This window comes from Vibrio sp. EJY3, assembly GCF_000241385.1.
Lineage (GTDB): Bacteria > Pseudomonadota > Gammaproteobacteria > Enterobacterales > Vibrionaceae > Vibrio > Vibrio natriegens.
In genome coordinates, this window is sequence record NC_016614.1 from 1027162 (window position 1) to 1053411 (window position 26250).

The 26250-nt window shown below is 45.4% G+C and carries 13 protein-coding genes; 4 read left to right on the forward strand and 9 right to left on the reverse strand.

Annotated features, from left to right (window positions below; translation table 11 throughout):
* Nucleotides 1-37 precede the first annotated feature (37 nt).
* Nucleotides 38-2452, forward strand: a complete 2415-nt coding sequence (gene ppsA, locus VEJY3_RS20510) for a phosphoenolpyruvate synthase (RefSeq protein ID WP_014234340.1) — start codon at nucleotides 38-40, stop codon at nucleotides 2450-2452.
* Nucleotides 2453-2469: 17 nt separating this feature from the next.
* On the opposite strand, the gene VEJY3_RS20515 is transcribed toward ppsA, so the two are convergent.
* Genes VEJY3_RS20515 through fdhF form a run of 3 tightly spaced genes read right to left on the reverse strand, consistent with a single transcriptional unit; the run spans nucleotide 2470 to nucleotide 6525 of the window.
* Entirely contained in the window at nucleotides 2470-3294 is an 825-nt protein-coding gene (locus VEJY3_RS20515; RefSeq protein WP_081469389.1) for an FAD-binding oxidoreductase, read from the reverse strand.
* Nucleotides 3284-4336, reverse strand: a complete 1053-nt coding sequence (locus tag VEJY3_RS20520; protein ID WP_014234342.1) for a 4Fe-4S dicluster domain-containing protein — start codon at nucleotides 4334-4336, stop codon at nucleotides 3284-3286. The genes VEJY3_RS20515 and VEJY3_RS20520 overlap by 11 nt, the downstream gene beginning before the upstream one ends.
* Nucleotides 4333-6525, reverse strand: a complete 2193-nt coding sequence (gene fdhF / locus VEJY3_RS20525; protein WP_014234343.1) for a formate dehydrogenase subunit alpha — start codon at nucleotides 6523-6525, stop codon at nucleotides 4333-4335. The genes VEJY3_RS20520 and fdhF overlap by 4 nt, the downstream gene beginning before the upstream one ends.
* A 260-nt stretch (nucleotides 6526-6785) precedes the next feature.
* Here fdhF and VEJY3_RS20530 point away from each other — a divergent pair, with 260 nt between their 5' ends.
* Nucleotides 6786-9503 carry a cation-transporting P-type ATPase gene (locus VEJY3_RS20530; RefSeq protein ID WP_014234344.1) on the forward strand — a complete coding sequence of 906 codons (2718 nt, stop codon included), beginning with the start codon at nucleotides 6786-6788 and terminating at the stop codon, nucleotides 9501-9503.
* Here the strand turns inward: VEJY3_RS20530 and VEJY3_RS20535 are convergent.
* Nucleotides 9496-10068 (reverse strand): protocatechuate 3,4-dioxygenase, encoded by a 573-nt coding sequence (locus VEJY3_RS20535; RefSeq protein ID WP_014234345.1) that lies wholly within the window; start codon nucleotides 10066-10068, stop codon nucleotides 9496-9498. The genes VEJY3_RS20530 and VEJY3_RS20535 overlap by 8 nt on opposite strands.
* 352 nt (nucleotides 10069-10420) lie before the next feature.
* Here VEJY3_RS20535 and VEJY3_RS20540 point away from each other — a divergent pair, with 352 nt between their 5' ends.
* Both VEJY3_RS20540 and VEJY3_RS20545 read left to right on the forward strand, forming a co-directional pair.
* Nucleotides 10421-12211, forward strand: coding sequence for a S8 family serine peptidase (locus VEJY3_RS20540; protein ID WP_014234346.1), 1791 nt, complete (start codon nucleotides 10421-10423; stop codon nucleotides 12209-12211).
* A gap of 977 nt (nucleotides 12212-13188) precedes the next feature.
* A complete protein-coding gene (locus VEJY3_RS20545) occupies nucleotides 13189-14700 on the forward strand; it encodes a sigma-54-dependent Fis family transcriptional regulator (protein WP_237708183.1) in 1512 nt (503 codons plus the stop codon).
* 137 nt (nucleotides 14701-14837) lie between these two features.
* On the opposite strand, the gene VEJY3_RS20550 is transcribed toward VEJY3_RS20545, so the two are convergent.
* From VEJY3_RS20550 to VEJY3_RS20570, 5 genes are all read right to left on the reverse strand, one after another.
* A complete protein-coding gene (locus VEJY3_RS20550) occupies nucleotides 14838-16967 on the reverse strand; it encodes a 3-hydroxybutyrate oligomer hydrolase family protein (RefSeq protein ID WP_148263148.1) in 2130 nt (709 codons plus the stop codon).
* Between the two features lie 881 nt (nucleotides 16968-17848).
* The gene (locus tag VEJY3_RS20555; protein ID WP_014234351.1) at nucleotides 17849-18931 is read right to left on the reverse strand and encodes a membrane protein; all 1083 of its coding nucleotides are present in this window, start codon (nucleotides 18929-18931) and stop codon (nucleotides 17849-17851) included.
* Between the two features lie 942 nt (nucleotides 18932-19873).
* Nucleotides 19874-23650: a S8 family serine peptidase gene (locus VEJY3_RS20560; protein WP_014234352.1), complete on the reverse strand. Its 3777-nt coding sequence runs from the start codon at nucleotides 23648-23650 to the stop codon at nucleotides 19874-19876.
* A 1311-nt stretch (nucleotides 23651-24961) separates the two neighbouring features.
* On the reverse strand, nucleotides 24962-25555 hold the full coding sequence (locus VEJY3_RS20565) for a cysteine dioxygenase (protein ID WP_014234353.1): 594 nt from the start codon (nucleotides 25553-25555) through the stop codon (nucleotides 24962-24964).
* Nucleotides 25556-25675: 120 nt separating this feature from the next.
* Nucleotides 25676-26146, reverse strand: coding sequence for a nucleoside deaminase (locus VEJY3_RS20570; RefSeq protein ID WP_014234354.1), 471 nt, complete (start codon nucleotides 26144-26146; stop codon nucleotides 25676-25678).
* Nucleotides 26147-26250: the final 104 nt, after the last annotated feature.

The window sequence follows — 26250 nt, forward strand, 5'->3', positions numbered from 1 at the left end:
GCAGACAGCCCTTTAAAGAGAATAAAGGACGCTGACTATGTCTACACAAAACGCGCAACCGTTGATATATCGCTATCAACAGCTTCATAAAACAGATGTCAGCCTCGTCGGAGGCAAAAATGCCAGTTTAGGTGAAATGCTCAGCCAACTTAGTGAGAGCGGTATTCGGGTACCAGACGGCTTTGCCACCAGCGCGCAGTTCTTCCGCGACTTTCTCGCGCAAAATGAACTGAACGATCCAATTGGCGAATTTCTCAACCGGATGAATCGCGAAGAGATCAGCCTTGCGGAAGCCGGTAGGAACATACGCACCCTAATCAGTCAGGCAAGCTTTACCCCAGAGCAAGAGAACGCGATCTTAGATGCATACCACGCTTTATGCGAACAAATTGGCGTGCCTTCAGCTTCCGTTGCCGTTCGTAGCTCCGCCACAGCAGAAGACCTCCCTGAAGCCAGTTTTGCTGGTCAGCAAGAAAGCTATCTTAATATTCGTGGTGATCAACAAGTCCTTGAAGCTTGCAAACAATGTTTCGCTTCACTTTATACCGACCGCGCCATTGTTTATCGTCAAGAGCAAGGATTCGAGCACCAACAAGTTGCTTTATCCGTTGGTGTGCAACAGATGATCGAATCACAGTGCGCAGGGGTTATGTTCAGTTTGGATACTGAAAACGGCTTCCCGGATGTGGTCATGATTAATGGTAGTTGGGGTTTAGGTGAAACCATTGTTAAAGGCTCGGTCACACCGGATCGCTTTATGGTTTATAAACCTCTGCTTGAGCAATCAGACCAACGCCCTATCATTGAAAAACAGCTCGGTAACAAACTGGAAAAAATGCAGTTCAATGAGTCAGGAAACTTCACTCAGCCAACCATTACCCTGCCAACCAGTAGCGAAGAGCGCAGTCAGTTGGTACTGAGTGATGACGAAATATTGCAACTGAGCAAGTGGGCGGTGATCATCGAACGTCATTATGGCTGCCCTATGGACATGGAGTGGGCAAAAGATACCCAAACCCAGCAATTGTATATGGTTCAGGCAAGGCCTGAGACTGTGGAATCCCATAGAGATGCCGCTCTGTTGGTCAACTATAAGCTGGAAAAAACCTCCGCACCGGTGTTGCTTGAAGGCGCCAGTGTCGGCGGTGCCATCGCAATCGGCCAAACCTACACAGTGCTGTCTCCTGATGATATCGACTCATTTCCAGAGGGAGCCATTCTGGTGACTGAGCGCACCGATCCGGACTGGGTGCCGTTAATGCGTAAAGCGGCTGGTATCATCACCGACTCAGGTGGGCCAACCAGTCACGCGGCGATTGTTAGCCGCGAGCTTAAAGTTCCTGCGATTGTCGGCACCGAACACGCGACACAGAAACTCCAATCAGGACAACTGGTGACATTGAGTTGTGCTCAAGGTGCGGTTGGTCAGGTTTATGAAGGCGAAGTCAGTTACACCACGCAAGAGATTGATCTCAAAGCATTGCCTTCGACTAAAACGAAAATCATGATCAACGCCGCCATGCCGGATGGTATTTTCCACTGGTGGCAACTACCTACTGCTGGGATTGGTTTAACCCGTATCGAATTTATTATCTCCAGCCATATAGGGCTGCACCCGATGGCACTGTTACACCCAGAGCAAATCACCGATCCTGAGGTCGAAAACCAAATCAGAACACGGTGTGAAGGGTTTGATACACTGGCGGATTATTTTGTCGATAACCTCGCCCTTGGCGTCAGTAAAATAGCCGCAAGCCAATACCCTAGGCCAGTCATTGTGCGCATGTCTGATTTCAAATCAAATGAATATCGTGGCCTGCTCGGTGGGGATTTCTTTGAACTACATGAAGAGAATCCGATGCTCGGTTTACGCGGAGCCTCACGTTACTACCATCCTCGTTACAAAGAAGCATTTCAACTTGAATGTAAGGCGATTTTAAAAGCCAGAGAAGAGATAGGATTTGATAACATCATCGTGATGATCCCATTCTGTCGTACCGTCAGTGAAGCCGACAAAGTGCTGGAAGTAATGGCGGAAGCGGGGCTTAAACGAGGAGAAAATGGGCTGCAAGTCTATGTAATGTGCGAGATACCATCCAATGTCATTCTTGCCGACCGATTTGCAGAGCGATTTGATGGCTTCTCTATCGGTAGTAACGACTTAACTCAACTAGTGCTCGGCATTGACCGCGACTCAGCAGAACTGAAACCGATGTTTGATGCCCGAGATGACGCGGTTAAAAGCCTGATTGAGCAAGTCATTCATGTCGCACACAGCAAAGGATGCAAAGTCGGTATCTGTGGGCAAGCACCTTCTGATCACCCGGAATTTGCTGAGTTTCTTGTCTCTTGTGGCATTGATTCAATTTCACTCAACCCAGACTCGTTCGCCAAAGGCTGTACAGTGGTAGCCAAAGCGGAACAGGAAATTTCTCAAGCCAACAAATCGTAACGTCAACTTAAACAGCACTATACAGTTAATAATTCACCCACCTCGGCCCAACGTAATGTTGGGCCATGGGTGCAAACATAATGATTTTTCAGGTAACAATGTCCGCACAACCCCACCGCACAGTGCATTCTTCGCTCGACGGACAGGTAAATGTCTTTCGCATCGATACCGTAAGAAACTAAATATTCGCTCACCACACTCATCATCGCTTCAGGCCCGGCAACCAGCACACAATCTGGCTGCTCACCAAATGAATGCAGAACTTTCGGTAAAACGCCGATTGCGGTACCGGGATAATAATCTTGCTCATCCAGCCCAGTGAGATCTTCAACAACGTTGAACATAGGAATGCAGTGCTTCCAACGCTCTCGCTCTGGTTTCAGTAACAAAGTTTGCTTGTTACGCGCAGCATAAACCACTTCCAACTGAGTATAACTTTGCTGATCGATAAGTTGTTCAACAACGCTAACCAAAGGCGCTAGGCCACACCCACCACCTATGACTAAAACCTTCTTATCCACCAGTTCACTGACTTGCCACCCATGACCAAAAGGCCCCCTAGCGCCCAATATTTCCCCACGTTCTTTGCTGAACAGAGCCGTTGTGACAGTGCCCATTTTGCGTACCAGTGCTCTAAAATTTCCCTTATCGTCAGGTAGCTGAGTAAAGGTAAACGGTGCTTCACCACTCCCCGGTACGCAAAGCATGAAAAACTGACCACTTTGGGTTTTCATCCATTTTGTGTCCAAATCGAGTAGCCGAAAATGGTAATGGCGCGTGTCTTCGCCATCATCATAAAAATCAATAATTTCGATACTATCCGGCGTGAGGTTAAACATCATCGGCTATCCTTTTCATTAGTGAATGTACGCCAATAACTCCAGGGCATGTCTGTTCACATCGTCCGCAGCCCACACAGCCATAACGTCCAAACTCAGGTACAAAATCAATGCTGAATTTGTGATACCAGAACCGCTCTACCCTTTTCCCAGCTTCCTTAGAGGGATTGTGAAAGCTGGCTTCACGCTGGAATCCCTCATATAAACAGGAGTCCCAAAACCTGACTTGAGAAACATTGTTACCTTGAGAAGCATGAAGGTCTTCAGAACCATTTTTTTCTGTAATTGAACGAGTACCGAAGCACGAACACGTTGGACAAAGAGTCGTACACCCAGAACACCCTAAACATTGGATGCCCACGTGTTGCCAAAACTCTTCTGTCACTATGCCTTCACTTATTTTTTCGATACCTTTGATAAGATAACGATCGTCGGGGAAAGCCTGCTCACAATGGGCGATATTTTCCCAGCGCTTGCTCCGATGATGAGTCGACGCCACTTTAAGATCGAGTCCTTGTATTGCCTCTTCGCCCAACTTTGACAATACCACCAATAGCCATGATTCCTCGTCTAAAGGATGAATAACTAAATCCGCGGTTTCGTCTCGCACACTCGGACCCGCATTAACGGTAGGACAGAAGCCGTGCTTACATGGGTGAGTACAATCCACACCGACCAACAACGCTTGTTTGCGGCGAGCTTGATAGTATGGGTCTTGCTCAAAGAACTCGTCTTGATAACGAATCGCGACCAAATCACAACTTTGCACACCAAACAAAACAAACGGTTCCACGTTTGGCAGTGTCTCTTTAAACAACTTCCCGTCAAATACGTACAGTGGCTCGTTTTCAGTGAAGAAGAACCCCTTAGCCGAATGGGTCGGTAATTGATTGATCAAAGGCGGTAGGTCTTGTGCAAGCACTTGTTGCCAAAAATAATCTTCTGTCCCATTCTCACTATTCGCAACGACCTGATTCAGAGTACGACTCTGTAGTAAATGCATTCGGAGTTCATCTAAAGAATCTAACAGGTAAGTCTTTGTCATTTTCCTTCTCCCGGTTTTTCCCAAGGAGCGAGCGGCTTATGCCCAACAGGCAATAGCTCCACCTCAACAGCACAGGCTTTTAATTCTGGCATTTTGGTGACGGGATCTTGCGCCGTATTGGTGAGCTGATTCGATGGTGCCTCTTTAAAATGGTAAGGCATGCTCACCACTCCAGGCGCAACATCATCGGTGATCACCGCCCGTGTTTCGATATAGCCGCGTCTTGATCGAACACTGACCGGGCTATACAAAGAAATCCCGAGGAGATCAGCATCTTTAGGGTTAATGAACAAAATTCCAGGAGGGATTTCTCGCTCCAACAGCGGTGATTTTCGCGTCATGGAACCACAGCCATAGTGAAAATGCAGCCGATTGGTGGTTAATAGCAGTGGAAAGTCAGAGTCGGTGGATTCATCAATCGGTATGTACTTAACCGGTGTCAAACGAGCCCGTCCGATGGGAAACTCTTTTTCATGAAGCACCGCGGTACCTTCGGGCGCATCGTCGTTGCAAGGCCACTGTAGACCGTAGTTCTTATCCAGCTTGGCGTAGCTCATCCCTTGGTAAGCAGGGGTAATCGCTGCCATCTCATCGAACAGTTCTTCACTGTTACTCCAATTTAAAGCGTCACTCCCCATTTTCTTTGCCAGTGCTTGCAACCACTGCCAGTCCGCCATGGCTTCGCCAATAGGTGTCATCGCGGGGTTAATATGCTGTACACGACGTTCACAATTGGTAAAAGTACCCGATTTCTCAGCAAACGAAGCAGCAGGAAGAACATAGTCAGCCAGTTTTGCTGTTTCAGTCATGGTCAATTCCGCAACCACCAGCAAGTCCAAAGATTTGTAAGCTTGTCGAACGTGGTTTTGGTCCGGATCGGTTACCACGGGGTCTTCACCAAAAAGAATCTGAGCCCGAAAGTGCCCCGCTAACGCCGCTTTGGTCATGCCCAATGATGTTAAACCCAGTGTTGATGCCACATCGCAATCCCAGTAATCAGAAAAGCGCAGCTGAATAATACTGTCTTCCACGGACTGATACCCCGGGTAGACGTTAGGTAAACAGCCCATATCACAAGCGCCCTGAACATTATTTTGTCCGCGTAACGGATTAATGCCCGTGCCCGGTTTGCCAATATGTCCGCAAATCAGAGCCAAATCCGCCAACGCAATCACACTGGAAGTACCACTAACAAACTGAGTGATACCCATCCCATACAGAATCATCGCCCGCTCGGATTGGCTATAATATTGGGCGGCCTGCCGAATCAGATTAGCCTCGACGCCAGTAACACTCTCCACGGATTCAGGCGTTATTCCTTCAACGTGTTTCTCTAAAGATTCAAATCCCTCACAACGGCCAGCGATGAATTCCTCATCATGCCAGTGATTACTTAAAATAACGTGAATCATGGCATTAATGAGCGCAATATTACTGCCCGGTGTAAGCTGCAAGTGCAAATCCGCCAACTTAGCCAAACGCGTCACTCGGGGATCGATAACGATTAACTTGGCTCCGGCCAGCTTGGCACGCATCACCTGCCCTCCGAGAACGCTGTGGTTTTCCGTAGGGTCTGCACCGATCACCACGATCACTTCCGCCTCGAATATATCTTTGATGCTGTTGGTCATAGCGCCTGAGCCAAGAACTTGCTGTAAGCCTGCGACAGTCGGGCTATGACAAATACGGGCGCAATGATCGATGTTATTGGTACCTAGTACCGTACGAGCAAATTTCTGAGCCGCGTAGTTATCTTCATTGGTCGCTCGAGCACTACTGATCACGCCAGTCGCGTCAGAACCAAACTCATCGATAATACTAAGAAGAGATGAACTGATTTCCTCTAGCGCCTCGTCCCAACTGATGGGGGTAAATTTATCCTTAATGCGCTTTAATGGCTGAGTTATTCTGTTTTCAGGTGAAATGGCATAGAGACTACTCCATCCTTTTTCACACAGCTTCCCCTCGCTGATAGGATGGCTTTCTAACGGGCTAATACCAGAAACTTTTCCATGTTCGTTACACGAAAGCAGCATCCCACACCCTACACCGCAAAATGGGCACACGGTTTGCGTCGGTTTGGGGCAAACAGCAATATGATTGAGAAGTGGAATTGAAGGCATGGAATGGCCCACACCAGATGCCGGAGCCTTAGAAGCTTTTGACGAGTTTTTCGGCTGAGAGCTCATAGCCTTAACCTTGCTACGTGAACCTAGATAAATTATAGCAGTCCACAGTTACCCGTTGCGTTCTGACACCAAAAGTAGCGCGCGAGGCGTTACTTCAATAGGGTTCTCTTTATGCTCCAGTAGATTGAGATAAGGTGAATCAGAATCACTGGCATAAGTCACTATACTCCCCCTGTTTTCTCATCTCATCATCTAGCCGATATTCTATAATTATAAAACGAAGAGCATATTCTTAAGTGCCACTAGTAAGAGGCAGGTTCATGGATAAAATTAGCGACCTTTGGCACAATAAATCCATCGAAGATACCTTTGCTACACTCTCAAGCCAAACAGGCGGCCTAGCGCCTCAAGAGGCATCTCAACGCCTAGCTAAGTTTGGAGCTAACAAGCTTCCGACTTCTCATGGTCGATCGATTTTCCAACGCTTACTCGGCCAGTTTAACAATGTCCTGATTCATGTGTTGTTAGTGGTTATGGTCGTCACCGCTGCGCTTGGTCATTGGGTGGATGCAGCAGTAATCGGAGGCGTAGTGATCATTAATGCCATTATTGGATTCCTACAGGAAGGCAAAGCGGAAAATGCGCTCAATGCTATTCAATCCATGCTTGCTCCAACCGCGTTAGTGCTGCGAAACGGCCATCAAGCGACTATCAATGCCGAAGATCTCGTTATTGGTGACGTTGTGATTCTCCAATCAGGTGACCGAGTTCCCGCCGATCTTCGCTTGGTTCGCACCAAAGGCTTACAAGTGGCTGAAGCGATACTCACTGGTGAGTCAATGACAATAGAGAAAACCACTCATCCCGTCAGTCCCGAAAGTGAATTAGCAGACCGTTATTGCATGGCTTATTCAGGAACGATGATTACTCACGGACAAGGCTCAGGTGTCGTTGTGGCAACTGGCATAGACACCGAACTGGGAAAAATCAGTTCTCTGGTTTCTCGAGTAAAACCCACCACTACCCCACTCCTTAAGCAAATTGCTCAGTTCAGTCGCCTTTTAACCGCTGGGATTTTAATTGTGGCTCTTGCTACCTTCATTTATGGCTTGCTGATTCAAGGTTACCCGATCACAGATATGTTTCTTGCGGCTGTCAGCCTAGCCGTTGCGGCGATTCCAGAAGGGTTACCCGCAATTATGACCATCACGCTTGCTATTGGCGTAGAAAGGATGGCCAAACGTAATGCCATTATTCGCCGTTTACCTGCCGTAGAAACGCTAGGGGCGGTTTCAGTTATCTGCACCGATAAGACTGGAACCCTTACGCGAAATGAAATGACCGTACAACAAGTCATTACTACAAATAACGAGTTCGGAATCGGCGGCACAGGGTTCGACCCTCATGGTGAAGTGACTATTGATAACACATCGATTTACCCTGAGCAGCATCCTTTTCTTATTCAGGCGATGAGAGCTGCGGTGTTGTGTAATGATGCCAACATTCAACTGCATGATGGAAAGTGGCAGATACAAGGTGACCCGATGGAGGGAGCACTGCTTATCGCCGGAATGAAAGCGGGCATAGATATTGAGACAGAGACGAAAAACTTTCCAAGAACTGATCTTATCCCTTTCGAGTCGGAACACCGCTTTATGGCAACACTTCATCATAATCATGAAGGACAAGCGTTTATTTTCATAAAAGGTGCGCCAGAACGAGTTATTGAAATCTGTAATCAACAACATATCGATATAGATACGAACAATTCGATAGATGAAATTGACCGTAATTACTGGCACGCGCAGATTGAAATGATGGCCAAACAAGGGATGCGGGTTTTGGCAATTGCATATCGGCCAACTCATTATACTCAGCTTGAACTTACCTTTGATGACGTCAAAGATGGGCTCATCATGCTTGGGCTTTTTGGCCTTATAGATCCGCCCAGACAAGAAGCCATCAATGCAATTAATGTGTGTAAGAATGCTGGAATACGCGTAAAGATGATGACTGGCGATCATGCGCTTACGGCACAAGCAATCGCGAGCCAGATTGGACTTATCAATTCACATAACACGCTGACCGGCCAGCAAATCGATGCGCTGACAGACGATGAGCTTTTTGCCGTTGCCAAAGACATTGATGTTTATGCTCGCGTTAGCCCAGAACATAAAATGCGACTGGTCGACACGCTACAAAAACATCAACAGATAGTTGCGATGACTGGAGATGGCGTGAATGATGCCCCAGCACTCAAACGATCTGACATAGGGACAGCCATGGGTATTACAGGCACAGACTCCGCCAAAGAAGCCGCCGAAATGGTGCTCACCGATGACAATTTCGCGTCGATTACAGCCGCGGTAGAAGAAGGACGCGCTGTCTACGATAACCTGAAAAAAACGATTCTGTTTATTCTGCCAACCAACGGCGGAGAAGCGTTGATTATTCTCGCAGCGGTAGTTTGGGGGTTCAAAGACCTACCCCTCACACCCATTCAAATTCTTTGGGTCAACATGATCACGGCCGTTACACTTGCCTTAGCCTTGGCTTTTGAACCCAAAGAACCAAATCTAATGCAACGTAAACCTCGCTCATCGAAATCACCACTCTTAACTTCACACCTGATCTGGCGAGTAGTATTTGTTTCCCTGATATTAATGCTTGGCACTCTCAGCATGTTTGTTTGGGAAATGGAACAGCAAGAAAACATTAGTAGAGCGCGTACCGTTGCAGTAAACACATTGGTTATGTTTGAAATATTTTATTTGTTCAATACTCGATTTATTCTCGACACCGCTTTTTGTCGACAAGGGTTAATAGGCAATGTCTACGTATTAATTGCGATCGCGGTGCTGATCGTCTTTCAAGCTTGCTTCACCTATCTACCTTTCATGCAGGTATTGTTTGGAACGACAGCTCTGGAGTTTGATGTATGGCTGCGAATAGTGATCGTTGCCTCTTCAGTGCTATTTCTAGTCGAATTAGAAAAGTATTGCCTAAGTAAAATAAAAAGCAGTCGGCTATCTATGTAATCACAAAGGTAAACTCTCCCGTTAAGCGATTGTCGATTTTTATTGGCTCAAATTGCAAATAGTCGCGCGCTTTGCCGCCCCACCACTCGTTACCAGTATTGCCTTTCAGATAGAGTTGTGTAGTTAACAGTTCTTGATCTCCTCGCCACAGTTTTACATGTATATGAGGAGGACGCGAACCGTATGCAACGGGATATAAGGTTTGGAAGAGGTAACGCCCGTTTTTGTCCGTAATAGCGGCACCAAAGCCAGCAAAGTGAGGATCAAACTTCTCGTTGCTCGATTGATTGGGATGGTCATAAATGCCCTGACCGTCACACTGCCAGATCTCAACCTTAATACCAAAGACTGGATTACCAGACGTATCCACGACCTTGCCCTGTAATACAATGGGCTCACCCAATAATCCATCAGGCTGCAAAATCAAGTTTTCACGAAGCGGTATTCGCTTAACGGGATAAAACGGCCCCTCTGTTTGCGCTGGTGTAGGTTTCATTGGACTCATCGCTTTGAGCGATGGAGCAAACAGTAGTGTCCATAAAGCTAGAAAATGCCTTCGTTCCATGATGCCCCCCTAATTTTTGACTACTTTAATTGTGGTGTACACAGAGCAATTCTCCACTTAAGTGTAAACGTCCTAGCGGTATGCTCCTCGGCAGTTAGTCAAATAACAAAGTCGATGGAGATTATAAACTTCACTTTTAGCGTCTAGGCTGTTATCGGACAGAAACGCGTAGAATATCTCACCTTTAATCACAATTACTCTAACCAGAAAGCTAACTATTTGAAGTTATATATCTCAAATTGGATGGTTTCTGAGTTTATTTATAACGCTATCAGCTACTACGCTTAAATTGAAGATCATCCGGACAGCTAATTACCACTGGAAAAGATTAACCTAGTTTGGAGCACTTACGATGAAACCAATTTTAGTTACTTTGCTACTCTCGCTGACAGCGTTGATTGGCGTTATACCAATCACGATAGCAGCGCCTCCTTCCGGAGGATATATTGTCGTTTTTCATGACCATATCGATAACCCAGCGGCTACAGCCAACGAAATATCACGTCAGGTTGGCGGCAATATTGGCTTTATCTACCAGCACGCCCTGAAAGGCTTTTCTATCACAGTACCGCCCCAAACGGTTGCGGCTATAGAAAGAAACCCTAAGGTCAAATATGTCGCCACAGATGATCTACGCTATATTTCAGCTCAGATCCCTCCAACAGGTATCCAAAGAATTTTCGCTGATACGAATACGAGCATTGATATTGATAGTAACGATGATTATCGAGTAGATGTGGATGTTGCTGTACTTGATACCGGCATCGATTTTGAGCACCCGGATCTGAATGTCGTTGGAGGCGTTAATTGTGCAACTGGAGGGCCATTTAACACAACCTGTGGTAGTGGTGGTGATGATGACCACTATCATGGTACTCATGTAGCCGGAACCATAGCGGCTCTGGATAACGATATTGGTGTGGTTGGGGTTGCCCCCGGTGCCCGTCTGTGGTCAGTGAAGGTGCTAAATTCCAGAGGCAGCGGTTATGCCTCATGGATCGTTGCTGGGATCGATTGGATAGCAGCTAACGGAAATATTGAAGTGGCCAATATGAGTCTGGGCGGCCCTGGTTTCAACCAGGCCGAATACGATGCCATTCAAGGAGCCGTTGACGCTGGTGTCGCTTTTGTTGTTGCGGCAGGTAATGATGGCGATGATGCAAATAATTATAGCCCCGCAGCATTCGATAACGTATTAACGGTAAGTGCCCTGGCAGACTTTGATGGTGCGCCTGGAGGTTTTGGCTCTCAGACCTGTCGCCCAGATCAAGATGACACTCTGGCTGATTTCAGTAACTGGGGTAGTGCTGTTGGTATTGCAGCTCCGGGCGTCTGTATTCGATCTACCTATCCACTGGAGCAGGGAGAGTACGGCACAATTAGTGGTACATCCATGGCTTCTCCGCATGTGGCCGGTGCCTTGGCATTATTGGCGAGCTCTAATCCACCTTCGAATGCAGCAGATGTGTATGATTTATATGATGCAGTTATAGCTGCAGGTAATGATATTTGGACCGATGATTCGGGTGACGGATATCCAGAGCCGCTACTGGATGTTAGTAACTTGTTCCCTAATCTAGTTCAAGTTGATCAAGGCTCTAATCAAGCACCTACGGCAGAATTCACCCATTCGATTGATAGTGATGATGTCAACGGGCTAACCGTTAACTTTACTGACGTCTCTGATGATAGCGATGGTTATATTGAAAGTTGGTTGTGGAACTTTGGTGATGGTAATTCGTCGACTATTCAGAATCCAAGTTACTCCTATCAAGACTATGGTACCTACACTGTTACGTTAACGGTAACTGATGACGGTGGAGTAACAGGTACTTATTCACAAAACATTCCGGTTGACGATCCTAACGCAGGTGGTGGATCAGACTATGGTATTGATCTCACCGTTATCCCTCGCAAAGTCAGAGGAACCATGTACGCTGATCTTGTATGGACTGCAACAGATGACGGCAAAGGAATAGATATATACCGGGATGGTAGCCCACTCATCGAAAATGTGGTTGATAACGGAGAATATACTGACGCCAATCTTGGTAAAGGTGGGGGCACATTCACGTATCACGTATGTAACGCTGGCAGCATTGGAAATAGTGACTGTTCTGATACAGTGACAGTTGAGTTTTAGCCACACAGTTTTAATGACTAACGTCCCTTTCAGCATATAGTGCGCTGAAAGGGATTGTTCCTTTCATCACTACGTAAACATTAAGTTATAAATCAGAACTTAGAACTACTTCTAGCGGTCGTCTTGCGAGGTCAATTCAAAGGCGATTACTTTCCGCGCTTCAACCTTACACAAACCGATTAACCTCAATTATAGAACGCGCCTTTTGCACCTAATGGAGTTAAAGGACAAGTTCGTGCTCAGATCACTAGTATGTTGCTTTACGCGATGAAGCAAGGTTCAATCGAAGCTGTTATCTGTCATGCGCCTGAATTTGATGGTCCGGGTAAAAGACGCAAAGCATCACGAACTCGACCATTATCGATGCTCTTGTTGCAGGTAAAGTGAAGAGACAAAAACTTATGTATGGGGAGAAGCAACAAATGCAGAGGGAATGAAGAAAACCGTACGTATCCTTACAACGAATGGTTACGACCTGACCGTTACAGGCTCGCTCGCCATTGCTGAACACCTATTAATATCTCATTCAGTAGCAGGAGTATACACGCCGTCAAAGTTGATGGGCGCTGACTTCGTTACTCAATTGCCAGGGAGCTCAACTTTTCAATTCGAAAAGTGAGAGTCAATTGCATTCACCGGAAGAATCCTAATGGCACCTGCAATAAAACGCAGTAATACCACTTTTACGATTTTGAGTCATGACCCCAAAATAATATAAATTCTGTTACCTGTGACAAAGAAAGTTGTTACAAATATATAAAATAATTTATTTATAATTGTAACTATAATGTTATATTTTTTATTCAGTTACTTTTGAGTTTTATACTCAAAAATCTAGAGTAAGAGGGATTATGAATAACGATACTCCGAAGATACCATTCACCAGGGCGATTCTGCCGGTCATTCTCATGGATCTCTCTCATGGTCGGGGCCATGATATAAATTAGAGAGTGCCTCTAAAAAATAATAAGCTGATTATGACAGAACTAAATGCAACAGCGACACTCAAGGACTCCTCCTTCAAAACCCTGGCGGATTCCTTTGCCACCTTTTATAGCAATACCATCGCTATTGACCAACAGCACCGCATCACTTGGATAAGTAAGGGCTATCGTCAGTTTCTAGGGCTGAGCCATAACCCTGTAGGTGAGCCGATCACCCGTTATATTCATAATAGTTTTCTACCCAGAGTCTCCGACAGTGGAGAACCGGTACTGCTGGAACTGTTATGGGTCAAACAACAGTGGACACTGGTGAGCGTGATTCCTCTACAATCGGATCAGGGAGAGGTGATCGGAGCCTTTGGTTTTGTTGCTTTGGAGCAACGCAAAGGTTTTCACTCCCTGGCCAACCGCTTCAACCAAATGCAACAACAACTGGACAATGTCACCCAGGAGTTAAATCAGGCACGACAAAATAAATACCGCTTATATCAGATTACGGGCCGCAGCGAACAACTGCAGAATGTCAAACATCAGATACGACAAGCGGCACGATTTGATATCTCTGTTCTACTGACCGGCGAAACGGGCACCGGCAAGGAGATGTTTGCCCACGCCCTGCATGAACTCTCAGCCCGCTCCCATAACGCCTTTGTCTCACTTAATGTTGCCGCAATTCCCAATAACCTGATCGAAGCAGAGTTCTTTGGTGTCGCCCCCGGAGCCTATACCGGCGCATCCAACAAGGGGCGTAAAGGTAAACTGGAGCTGGCCGATGGCGGCACCCTGTTTCTTGATGAAATTGGCGATATGCCACTGGAGCTGCAAAGTAAATTGCTGCGCGCCCTCCAGGAGCAAGAGTTTGAGCCATTGGGTTCCAATAAGGTAAAAAAAGTCAATATTCGCATCGTTGCCGCCACCAGTCGTAATCTGCCAAAAATGGTGGAAAACGGCGAGTTTCGCGCAGACCTTTACTACCGCCTTAATGCCATGCCGATCCATCTTCCCCCTCTTCGTGAACGTCAGGCAGACATTGACCTGATTGCAGAACGTCTACTGGATGAGCTCTGTATCAGACTGCATCTGCCAGTTAAGTACCTGACACCGGATGCCATTAACCTACTGTGTCAGCACTCTTGGCCGGGTAATGTACGGGAACTGCAAAACCTGCTGGAACGAGCGGTGATTATGGCAGAGGAACACACCGAGATTGATGTCCAACTGATTCAGTCACTGTTAGTTCCAACAGCACAGTTTCAACAGACTGCTCAGACGCAACCAATATCACCGAGAATAGATCCGAACACGGGATTGCCTATATACACTATCTCATCAGCTAACCGACTTTCTCCCAATCTGCCTCAGGTCAACACTCCACCACAACCACTGCATGAACAGATTGCCCGAGCAGAGCGTAAAGCTATTGAAACCGCACTTGCTTACACTCAAGGGCATAAGGTACAAACAGCTAAGCTGCTGGGTATATCCCGTGCAAGTTTGTATGAAAAGATGCGTAAGCTGGATATTCAGTACATAAAGAACTCATGAACAGCAAACACTCATTGCCACTCATACCTATCAGTCGGTGAAAAGGCGTATTAAGCTGTAGACATAAAAAGCCCCGACCAGCACAAGAGAACTGATCGGGGCAGCCGATAATAGAACTGTTTTTTAAAGGAAGTGGCTTAATGAGGAATCACCAACGTATTATCCTGCCAGCGGACAACATCTTCACCCGGCATAGCCAGCACTTCACCAAACATGTCATCTGTAATCTGCTCTTCACCGCTTTCCTGCATCGACGTCGTGCGAACCACCTGACTCGGAGCCAGCGCCTCGCCTGAGCTCAGATGAGCAAACATCTGATTCAGCGCCTGTTCAAAGTAAGGATGAATATAGGCATAACGGTGCTGCATATTAGGTGGTGTGGAATAGAAACCCAGATTCGGGGCTAACAGATAGGCAAACATCTCCAGGTGATGGCCATTTTCGATTTCCCAGTACACGACATCATCGCGGGCATCGACCTGACGGTTACGGGCGTAGTAGGCGCGACCACCATGATTTGGTGCAACCACCTGATCGGCACGACCATGCATAATTATGGCTGGTTTACCCTGTAGATCACCACTCATTATCGCTTCCTGAATACCCGCCTGAACCCGGTCAAAATCACCGTTGCCTTTGTAAGTATCCAGAATCCCCAACTCAGTTAGCTTGGCCTTTCCGTAGTGGGACATCGCAAAGAAACACAGATCTGCATCCAGATTTTTATCCGCTGTGGAGTTAAACGCCGTCGCCCCATAAGGATCATACGAATTCATATTGACCGGTTGAATCCAGCGGCTACCACCAGCGATCATATTCTGTCCCAGGAAGCGCAGCGCCTTATCTTCATCACTCAGCACCTCAAACTGTTTCGTCCCACCGTTATAGCTGGCGAAGCTGATACCACACAGCTGGTCTGAGATACTGTAACGACCGTAGGAGTTAGCATAAGTATTGGTGATTTCAGAAAACATATTAGTAAACGCTGGCATACCCAGATTCTGCTCAGGCAGGAACCCCGCGACAGTATTCATCAGATCCTGTGCTTCCTGAGCCAGCACCTGCAAATCAGCAGAATAGGACGTTAACAGCCCTAATTGTTGCAGGCGGGTACAACGTTCAGGAGACTTAGCAGAGTTAACCAGATCGGCACTGTCGTTTTCGGTCAGGTTATTAGCACAGGGCTGATACACCGCACCAAAGGCATGCATATCGTATAAACTCCAGCCTACCGATTCAGGCCCCCAGCTGCGCTCCCCCTGAGTAATGGTAAAATCATGCTGATCCATTGCCGTACTCGGCTCAACAGCAACCACACCATCAATCAGCCCTTGCGTATCCTGCTCTGCAGCCATCAGTACAGAACGCCCGCCATTGGACCAACTGGCTGCAATCACTGTGGTATTGTCAGGATTAAAAGCCAGATCAGGATAAGCCTGGTGTAAGGCATAGAAAGCAAACTCAATGGATTGCAAGGTATTCAAGCCCCAGTCTTTACTAGGATTCTGCTGAGAGTGAGCGTGTTTGGTTGTTGCAGTACGCGGATCAGCAGCATCCGCAAAGCCTTCTGCAAACTCAGCGGTAAATGCTGAAGAAGAGCCTGCACTGATAGCATCAACAACCTTTCCATCCAGATTAATCACCTGCTGACTGCCAATAAAGTGTACGCCATCACCGGTCCCTTTATCGGTATAGGCTACGGCACAACCCCGTTTTAACGCCGCATCACCTGCCGTACCTGCCGCCCCATAAACACCACGGGAACCGGATGATGGCCCAGCAATAATACAAGGGCTCTCGGTAGAGAAACTACTCGGGACCTGCACCACCAGTTTGACATTGGTTTTACCAGAGCCATCATCCACAATGGCTTGATATTCCGTACCTGACACCTGGCCGGTAAACGCCTCTACTGTATGAGAACTAATCCCTCCTGTAACCAAAGGCCCCCAATGAATACCCCAGCCTCCAGGCGTTACCGGGTCCATCATACTGTTATAGCTGGCTCCTAACTGATAGCGACGTATCTGTTCCGGGCTAGAACCTATCCCCACCGTTTCCGGTGTTACTGCACCAGTATTGCTATTCAGAGCCATACCTGTGAGCAAATCATCACTTATACCATCTACCTGAATGACATCAACCGAACCAGAAAGATAACTGGGCAGTACGCTGTAATCCGTGGTTTCTTCTGAGCTGTCGGAAGAGCCTAAGCAACCCGATAGCACCAGTGAGCTGGCAGTCGTTAAAATAACAGTCCTTTGCATATCAACCTCGTCTTGTTGTTTTTCTAAGTTGTTCAGAATGGATAAAAGTCGAACCAATCCAACGTAACTCAACCTAATCCAAGATATATGCCAAACACTTAACCAGCTGATAAGCAATGATTTACTATCTTCCCTGCTAACTAATATCCAGAAATCTGGACAGAAGACCGTCTAAAAAACTGGACACTATCCTGAATTTAAGACAATGAGAGAAAGACCTATAAAACGGTATACATGAATAACCGTTTCCAACAAAAGTGAACTTATGAAATTCTTGAATTGAAACTCAGGCACATGAGATTTATAAGAGCGGGTTCTATAACCCAACAATATGAATAAAAAAGAAATGAAACAGTAGATAGCGATAACCTACGCATTGGCGCCAGATTCGGGATTTTTGTAAGGCTAAAGGCGTAACTCTAGCTGAGATGGCCGAGCGTATTCAGCGTTCAATGAGATATGTCAGTCAGGTTGAGCGTGGGGTTTCCTCTCTCCTCTCTGTCCATTCCAACACTTCAATCCACCAGTGATGTATTGAGGGTCCAAATCCGCTGTTTTTACACTCTGACCGGGAAGCACCTGCAGAAGAATTGAACTGTATTGTGCGTAAATCAGCTCGGCGTAGCTTAAGTTTTCCAATTCATTACTTTTTGTATAACAACGCTAGCGGTTCATCTTAGTTCGCACATCGAGGCATAACACGTGTTTGGGTATATATGGACGAAGATACTGCCCTACTTATAGTGAACGACATGTTTAGAATATTGTTCAAGCTGAAGAGTTATAGTTGGGTTAGATAGGCAATGTACTGACTCTTATAAAAAACGGCATCCCGATTGGTCCGGTCTGCCGTTTTTACTATTAGTCAATGTTAATCAACATTATTCGGCAGCAAAAGCGGGTTGCTGAAGTTGTGCTTCGTCTTTTCTTAGTTTAATTGGAGCATAGATAAGGGCACCAACAAGGAACAGACCTAAATAACCGATCAGCGGGTAGAATACAGCAACTAACTGAGTGAAACCGGCAAAGCTAGCCACAAAGCCAACAATCAAGGTAGCAAAAATAAACTTGTTCGCTTTAGCCGTTTTCATTGGTACAAAGCGAGCTGCAAATGCGTAGAACATGCTCACTGCGGTATTGAAGATCATACCTAACAAAATGAATGTCATGAAGGTTGACAGTGCTGGTGAAATCATATCGATGATTTTTAGTAGCGGCATTGGGTATTCTGCGACCACTTCAATCTTAGAAAATAGTGCTAAGTGGCTAAGTACGATTAGTACACCGACTCCAGCACCACCAAGAAGTCCACCCAGTTTTGCAACTTTAGGGTTTGATTCCGCACCGCCCATAACCAGTGCCATGGCCGCGCCCACCGCTAGGTTGAAAGATACGTAGTTGATTGCTGAGATAAACCAGTTAGGTAGTGTTGATTCAACACTTTCAGCAATTGGCGCTAAGGTATCAAAAGATTGATCCATTGTGATGATGCTGTAGGCACAAATAACGACCAGAGCAACAATCAAAAATGGTGTAATACTACCAATAACCGCGACAACACGATTTACATTCATCATTGCGGTCAGGCCGATTAGGACCGTTAGAAGAGCGCTTCCGACGTATCCTGGCAGGTCAAATTGTTGTGTTAGAAGGGAACCAGCTCCGGCAATCATTACTACGCCTACACCAAACAAGGTGAAGATAATCACATAGTCTACGATAACGCCAACCCAACGGCCGCTAATTTGGTAGATGACTTTTTTGTGTGACATGGTCTTGGTTTGAGAGCCAAGCATTGTCAGCATCATACCTAGGTATGCAAATAGGGCCGTTGCCAGCACCGCGGCTGCTGTGCCCCAATGTCCAAAGCTTGTGAAGTACTGCAATACTTCCTGTCCGGAGGCAAATCCGGCCCCGACAATAATTCCGATAAACGCACTCGCGATTTTAAGAATGTTCCACATGGTAGGCAAATCTCCTTGTCGACTATTAATCAACTTATGTAATTGTATTTGTAGTTGTAGTTCTTTTGGTTACTTGTTGTTAATTGATGTAACAACAGCGGGGGCAATAAGTATCACATCTGTTAACAGAACTGCATAGTGTGTTGTTTTATATGTGATCAAAAGTGGAAGTTTGCTAATTTTTTGTTAAAACTCTTGAAAGTTTAACTCTTAGAGTATAGTGCGATTATTGACGTTTATTTAATCTAAACAATATGGAAGAGATATGAGGAATTTTAATTATTTTTCTATATATATCATATATTTAAATTAACAAAAATAACCTCTCCTATCATTGATTATAGTTTTACTATAACCTACTTCTCATTTAACTATTCACTACGATCTATTTTTCCATGGGAATGTTTCTTATTTTTGTGATGATATTGTGTACATTTAAGCATTTCACTACTGAGTGATGTTAAATATTCGATATTACACAATCTTCGTGACACACCGACTAAGAACCTCAGCATTCAAAGGTGAAATTTCCATAAATTAGAATAAGATAAATAATAAAGATAAGAAAATATTGCGCTGAGGAATCAGAGTTTTTTTACAAGTTATCTATTTTTTAGACATGTGATATGTGTGTTCAAATGTGTTGATATGTTCATTCATTGAGCAGCAGCTCTGTCTTGCTAGATCAGTCGGATAAGAAGTTATGACAAAGTAGACATTCGTTAAATCAGTACCATTTAAGAGGCGTTGTAGATTAATTCGGCCTAAAGTATTTATCTCTGATCTTTAATGCCGAGTTTTCACCTGAAAGTGCTGCTGTAGTTATCTTAGACTTTGCCTAATACGGAAATGCGAACAATAAAAAAGCCCCTTTCGGGGCTTTTACTTTTTAGAAAACCACACTGTGCCAAAGATTGTCACTGTGGCTGTAATAAGCGAGCTTTATTTGAGCATGTAAGCACGTAATGTTGTAACTTGCGCAGAGCTTGAGTCTGTATCGCTCATTACTACACGTAAGTGAACAAATTCACCTGCTTCAGCGTCATTTGGCACGGTCGCAACCCACTGGCCATCTTCATAAGCCACTTGAGCGTTGACCCAATCTGATTCATTCAGTTTGTCATAAACCGGACAGTACGAGTAAGCAGAAACATAGCTCACTACACATTCCTGACCATAAGCGTATTGCAGGGTCACTTCTGCCAGAGTCACATCTTCATTGCTGTCCATTTCACCCGACAGGACAACTTTCGCAGGCTCGCCTGCAGGATGGCTGTTGTGCATATCGACTGGAACATCAATTTTCGGTACCAAAATAGGTTGCGCACCTTGCATGCTTTGGTCAGTCATAAAGGTAAAGATACCCTGATAAAACGAACCTAGCTTGTCGTCAATCGGTGAACGCTCAGCAACACCACGGTTATAATTACGTAGCTCCAGGCGCACTTCCGCACTTTCTACAGGCATGGTTAAAGTGCCAGTGTCCATGTACGTGCTCTCACCATTTACCCATAAACCATAGGCTGCTCGACCATTGTAACCTGCAATAGCATCGTGACCTGACGCATCCCCAAACTGCGGGAAGTTCCAACGAATCAAATTGGTATCACGGTAACCAACAGAATGAGAACTCGTGTTCAAGCTCGCGCCTTTTGGTCCTCTTAGCCAGGTAGTCTCTTCTTTAGCGCCAGCTTCCATAATTCGTGGGCCATCAAAATACGCGCCATCCGATTGAATGCGGCTGCCTTGCATTACAATGTTGGTCCAGGTGTTTTTGCTGGTTGCGGTGTAATATTCATCACGCACAACCGGTGCCACTAACATTTGTGGACTGCCCGTTGAATAGAACTCACCAGTGCTGTTGGTTTGAGCCATCATGTCGCGGAAAACTGGACGTTCCTCACCTTGAGCATGGTACGCTGCACTAATGTGATACATGTCTTTATCATGCACACGAATTAAGCCACCTTTGTTGTGACCTTCAGTGATGTGATGTAGTTGGTAAGTATAAGGCGTCTTATCAACCGCAGTACCTGACCAACTCACCTTGTTGCGACCACTTTGGATTTCTGCAAACAACATTTCACCTTCTTCAGCACTTAAGCCAACAATCGGCTTAGTCGAAATACCAGTAAAGGCTGTTTTATAACGACCATTAGTGCCTGGACGATAGAAAAGTACACCAATTGCACCTTGTTCCAGCGCACCTTTCACCATGTAAGAAGTGACATTGTAAGGGTTTTGGATCAAAGCAATTTTGTCAGCCAAATCAAATTGGCTCCAATCTGTGCTGTAACCACCTTCACCAACAGGTACTACTTCAGCGCTACCTTCACCATCAAAACCAACAGCAAGACCTTGTGCGACGGCATGTAACTGCTGACCATTTTCCATGCTTAGCACAGTTTCAGGAGCGGTTGCATGAGTAGATAAAAATGCACGGAAACGGCTGTCGTAACCTTGTGACCACAGATACATGTTTTCAACATAATCCGGCATCAAATCAATCGCAGCGAGTTTAGCTACTTTATTGTCATCCAGAGCGTAGGTGAAACCAAACGAGAAGCCCTGTGTATCAATTGGCTTGTCCGCTTTAAACTCCACTTTTTCTGCCACACCAGCATCAAAAGTCAGTACCGTATCTGAAGTGACTTTGTGATCAAGGTAGGCCATCTGCGCTGCGGACTCTGGTAGTCCACCAAAATCAGAATCATTGTCGTAAGTTACAATGTGTGAAATAACACTGTAGTTACCTTTAGGCAGGCTAATGCTGGCTTGACCATTGGTAAAGGAAAGAGCATGCCCCCAGTCATCTTCTTCATTAATGATATAGGCTTTAGAGAAACTGTTTGCAGGCTTGCCGCGGTTATCGTACGCGTTTAATGTCAGCTCGACTTCTGGCGGCTGGATCAAAAACGAAACAGGCACAATAATTTGATCATCCGATTGACCAGTACCCTCGCCTTTAATACGTCCAGTTATGGTGCCATAAGCGCCATCGCGCAGCGCCACTTGTGGCTCAATCCAAACTGGCACGTCCACTGAACCATTCGCTGGTACCGTTACTGATTTAACGCCTAAACCAGCCAGAGTCGCAGGCAATTGCGTTATACCGTCTTCGCCGATCAGATCCATGCTCAGTTTATAAGTTACATCACTGTTGCTGATATTGGTCAGCGTCACATGCGCATCGACACTGACAGCAGATGACACGTCAACAAAGCGACCTAGTTCTACGTTTGGCGCGGCAATAACTGGTTGAGTAATAGCGCGGTTCACATCCATTGGGCCTGCGCCTTGCTCTAACACATGAGCGTTATTATCAAAGACTGAAGAAGTTAAAACGCGTTTGAGTTGTACTGGAGATAGATCTGGACGAGCCTGTAATACAATCGCCGCACCACCTGCAACATGAGGTGCCGACATTGATGTACCCGACAAAGAGCGGTAAGCGTTGCTACCCACGCCTCCAGATGCAGCAGCCACGACATCGACACCTTGTGAGCCGATATCTGGTTTCGCTGAGTGACCATCTGGTGATGGACCACGCGAAGAGAACACAGCCGTCTGATTTTCACGATCCAATGCAGCTACAGTCAAGGCGCTTGGCGCACAGCCCGGCGAACCCACCGTTTCACGGGTAAAGCTGTTACCGGCTGAAATAACAAACAGAGCTTGATCTCTAAAAGCTTCAACCACATCAACCATCGGGCCTTCACAGGCTGTGGCTGAACCACCTAGTGACATATTGACGATGTCTGCGCCATTTTCGACGGCCCAGATCATGCCATTAATAATACCGTAAGTACTGCCACCACCGCTGTTGCTCAGAACTTTACCAACGAGAAGATCAGCACCAGGCGCCATGCCTGCCCAATACCCATTCGATTCTGACCCCGTACCAGCAATGGTTGAAGCCGTGTGAGTGCCGTGACCATTTAAATCATCAACACCGTTTGCTGAATATGAAAAGTCTTTTGAGCCAATCACCTGCCCTCTCAAGTCACTATGCTCAACATCGTAGCCAGTATCCAATACCGCTACTGTGACGCCTTCACCATTAAACGTGACGGCTGAAGGGCCCAACGCGCCTGTCAAAGGTACGGTAGGTGTTAACGTGGTGCCAACAGATTGCTTATGACCATGAATCACAGCATCAAGCCAAACTCCTTCAATGCGTCCATCCTGTGTCAGGCTTTCCCAGACAGCCTCGGCTTTCTCTTTTTCGATGCCAAATGCGGCACTGTCGATTAATTCGATTTCACCGGTCAGCGAAGTACCTTCGATTACAGTGGGCGTTGCTGCACCTGCAAGTGATCCATCTGCGTATTCGATTATCACCGGAAGATTGTCTGTGCTCGCGTCATCATACTTTGACTGATAGAGCTTATTGATATTAAACAACTCTAAGTCAATGGCGCGTGAGTCTACAAAAGGCTGTGCTTTGGCTGGCACCAAGTAGGTGTCGTTACCACGTTTGAATACAGAAGTAACAATTTCCACACCGTCTTTATTCAACAGGCGAATACCTCCAAGTTCACCGGCATTATTCACAACTGCACTGACTTTGTCGCCAGTAATCAACGTGAATTCAAGCCCTTTAGCTCCCCCTTGTACGGCAGCCAATTCCGTTTCAGCTTGCGTACATAGTGACATACTTGCACCTAATAACGCTAAACAATGCACAGCAATCTTGCTGCGCTTAAAGCGACTACTCATATATTCCCTTATATCTAAACTTTTATATTTATACAGTTTGTTATCGTTTGATTTTACAGACTGCAAACCAAATCTCTTTTATTTCAAACACAGTACACACAGCCCCTGAGTATGAGAAATATGACTACCACATTATTTACACCAGATAATCACTATGTGTTTTTTACCGTCAACTTTCGTTTTTATGAGGATAAAATTTATATTTAAACGTACTAGCGTACGGTTTAAAAATCTTATCACCTCCTTAAAACAGAGAGTAGTTATATTAAATAAACCCTCTAAAACCAATATTAATGGATACAAGAAACACTATACATGCGGATAAGATCACGCCAGATAATGCAAAGTGCTTTCAATAAAATCGTCGTTTTAAAAATATAATCGATAACATTTAGCTTCAAATATCATCGAAATCTAAGTTAAAATCAAAATAAAAGCCTAGCCGCATCAAAAATATTAAAATGTTTTTAATATTTATATTTTCATTCATTTACCGCACAAAATGTGATTCTAATTCAAAGGTGTTATTTTAAAATATAATACTCCGCTAAATTAATGACGTGATGAGTTAAATGGATAAAGTCACTAATGGGATACTAGTGATTTTCCTACACGTACGTTGCATCATTTTCATAAGAGATTCATTGGCAATCCGTTCATGACAAATGGCTGCATAGAACAACAAAATACCAGACTTTCATTCAATAGGCTCATGATGCACACGCAAATCGACGTCCGTTAATCGCTTCATCCAAGCTTTTGAGCACCATGCGCAGAGATTAATTTTTAAACATATTTCAGCAACCTTTATTAGTGCGTAACGATTACCGTTCTTTGCAATTTTAATTAATGCGTATGAGATACCGAGTTAGGAAGATTTTATTACCCTAGGCGCTAGTGCAGAGATAATGGTTGGAAGATCGTACACAATTCCCGCTGTTATTGAAGACAATATTTATACTATTTGCCCATAGTAATTATAATGATATACGAGTTCTTAGTTTCTGTATTATTTCAGGACCAACTACTCTATATAAACACTCACTTCCATAAACTGCATGATTTTTAAATAACTTACGTGTTCGTTTTAAACGACGACTACTTATTTTTATGAGTATTGGGTAAATATTAATCGCTATTGCACAAAATAACGAATGAAGTGAGCCAATATATTAAGGGATATTTTCGTGGTACAAGTAAAATGTTCTTCGTGCTAAAGCTTGAGCTTGAAATTGACCGTTGAAGAAGACAGCTGCTTCGGCGTAGCACCTTTCTAGTCTCATTGGTCATTACTCATCAACAGACCGTTCATTACTCCGTTGAACGGTCCCATATATTCGGCAGCACTTTGTTTGAATATCCAGAAATAAAACGCTTTACCTCCCCTGTCTGTAAGTCATAGAGATGTCGACTCACAGACCCAATGTTGGCACCGTAGATGTGGATGCTGATCGAGGTACGATCTGAGTGAGCGTTTGATACCTTATGAATATCTCCGATACGAGGTGATAGTAGGTCAATGTCACCACATTGGAGTTGATGTTTCCCATTCGGTTGTAATCTATTCGATTTTGGATCCAGATAAAACTCTTCACAACACTCAGCACCTCGCATTACTCCGACCATACCCCACACGGTGTGATCATGCACTGGCGTCTGCTGACCAGGTCCCCAAACAAAACTCACCACGGAAAAGCGCTCCAATGGGTCGCAATACAATAAGTATTGCTGATACGATTCTGGATTTGGTTGGGCGAACTCATCAGGTAACCAATCATCGCAGCTGACAAGTTCGGAGAGAAGCAGTTTGCCGTCCATCATAATACGCGCTTCATCTTGGCCCGCTTTATCGACCAAATGTGTGAAGGCGTGAATAAAGTCCCTTAACCTGGATGTGTTACTCATTGCTGACTTTCCGTCTCGTTAGATAAAACGTTTTAACTATAGCAGGTCGTGTAGTCGGCCTTGGATTTCCGCTTGAGCTATGCAGAGAACTGAGAGGTAGAAGCCTCTTGATGCTCCTCCTTACCAAAAACCAATATGGTCAGCAGCAATCTCTTCCTCTAGCTGAACGTATGGCCCACGGACTTCAACTTTGCGCTGTCCTGCCATGAATACATCCCGGCAGGCTAAATCTAACGTTAAGTTTTCAGGGTTGTCGCCGGTTAATTCAGCGAGACGCTTTTCTGTAAGCCCGAACACCACGCTACCAATACCTGCCCAGTAAATCGAACCGGCACACATGCAACAAGGCTCGACTGATGTCACTAACGTACACTTCTCTAGAAATTCCGGTTGATATTGACGAGAGGCAAGGCGAGCGACATTAGACTCAGCATGACCGACTCCTTTATCATGCTGATAAGTGTTACCAGAACGAATCAGTATTTCTCCATCTGGACCAATCAACATTGCGCCAAAAGGATGATTCCCACTTTCCACACTCAATTTTGCTAACTCAATGGTGAGTTTCAGATTTTCAATGTCGTGTTTCATCACTAACTCCATATATTGATGTTTTTAAGTCCCTTATTGAATCTGAAAACACTATAAGAGAGCGTAACCGTTATTCAAACTAGAACGTTTAGAAAGCTGCGTGC

Coding starts and splice junctions, on each gene's coding strand:
- ppsA (WP_014234340.1), top strand. CDS start 38: ATGTCTACACAAAACGCGCAACCGTTGATATATCGCTATCAACAGCTT.
- VEJY3_RS20515 (WP_081469389.1), bottom strand. CDS start 3,294: ATGATGTTTAACCTCACGCCGGATAGTATCGAAATTATTGATTTTTAT.
- VEJY3_RS20520 (WP_014234342.1), bottom strand. CDS start 4,336: ATGACAAAGACTTACCTGTTAGATTCTTTAGATGAACTCCGAATGCAT.
- fdhF (WP_014234343.1), bottom strand. CDS start 6,525: ATGAGCTCTCAGCCGAAAAACTCGTCAAAAGCTTCTAAGGCTCCGGCA.
- VEJY3_RS20530 (WP_014234344.1), top strand. CDS start 6,786: ATGGATAAAATTAGCGACCTTTGGCACAATAAATCCATCGAAGATACC.
- VEJY3_RS20535 (WP_014234345.1), bottom strand. CDS start 10,068: ATGGAACGAAGGCATTTTCTAGCTTTATGGACACTACTGTTTGCTCCA.
- VEJY3_RS20540 (WP_014234346.1), top strand. CDS start 10,421: ATGAAACCAATTTTAGTTACTTTGCTACTCTCGCTGACAGCGTTGATT.
- VEJY3_RS20545 (WP_237708183.1), top strand. CDS start 13,189: ATGACAGAACTAAATGCAACAGCGACACTCAAGGACTCCTCCTTCAAA.
- VEJY3_RS20550 (WP_148263148.1), bottom strand. CDS start 16,967: ATGCAAAGGACTGTTATTTTAACGACTGCCAGCTCACTGGTGCTATCG.
- VEJY3_RS20555 (WP_014234351.1), bottom strand. CDS start 18,931: ATGTGGAACATTCTTAAAATCGCGAGTGCGTTTATCGGAATTATTGTC.
- VEJY3_RS20560 (WP_014234352.1), bottom strand. CDS start 23,650: ATGAGTAGTCGCTTTAAGCGCAGCAAGATTGCTGTGCATTGTTTAGCG.
- VEJY3_RS20565 (WP_014234353.1), bottom strand. CDS start 25,555: ATGAGTAACACATCCAGGTTAAGGGACTTTATTCACGCCTTCACACAT.
- VEJY3_RS20570 (WP_014234354.1), bottom strand. CDS start 26,146: ATGAAACACGACATTGAAAATCTGAAACTCACCATTGAGTTAGCAAAA.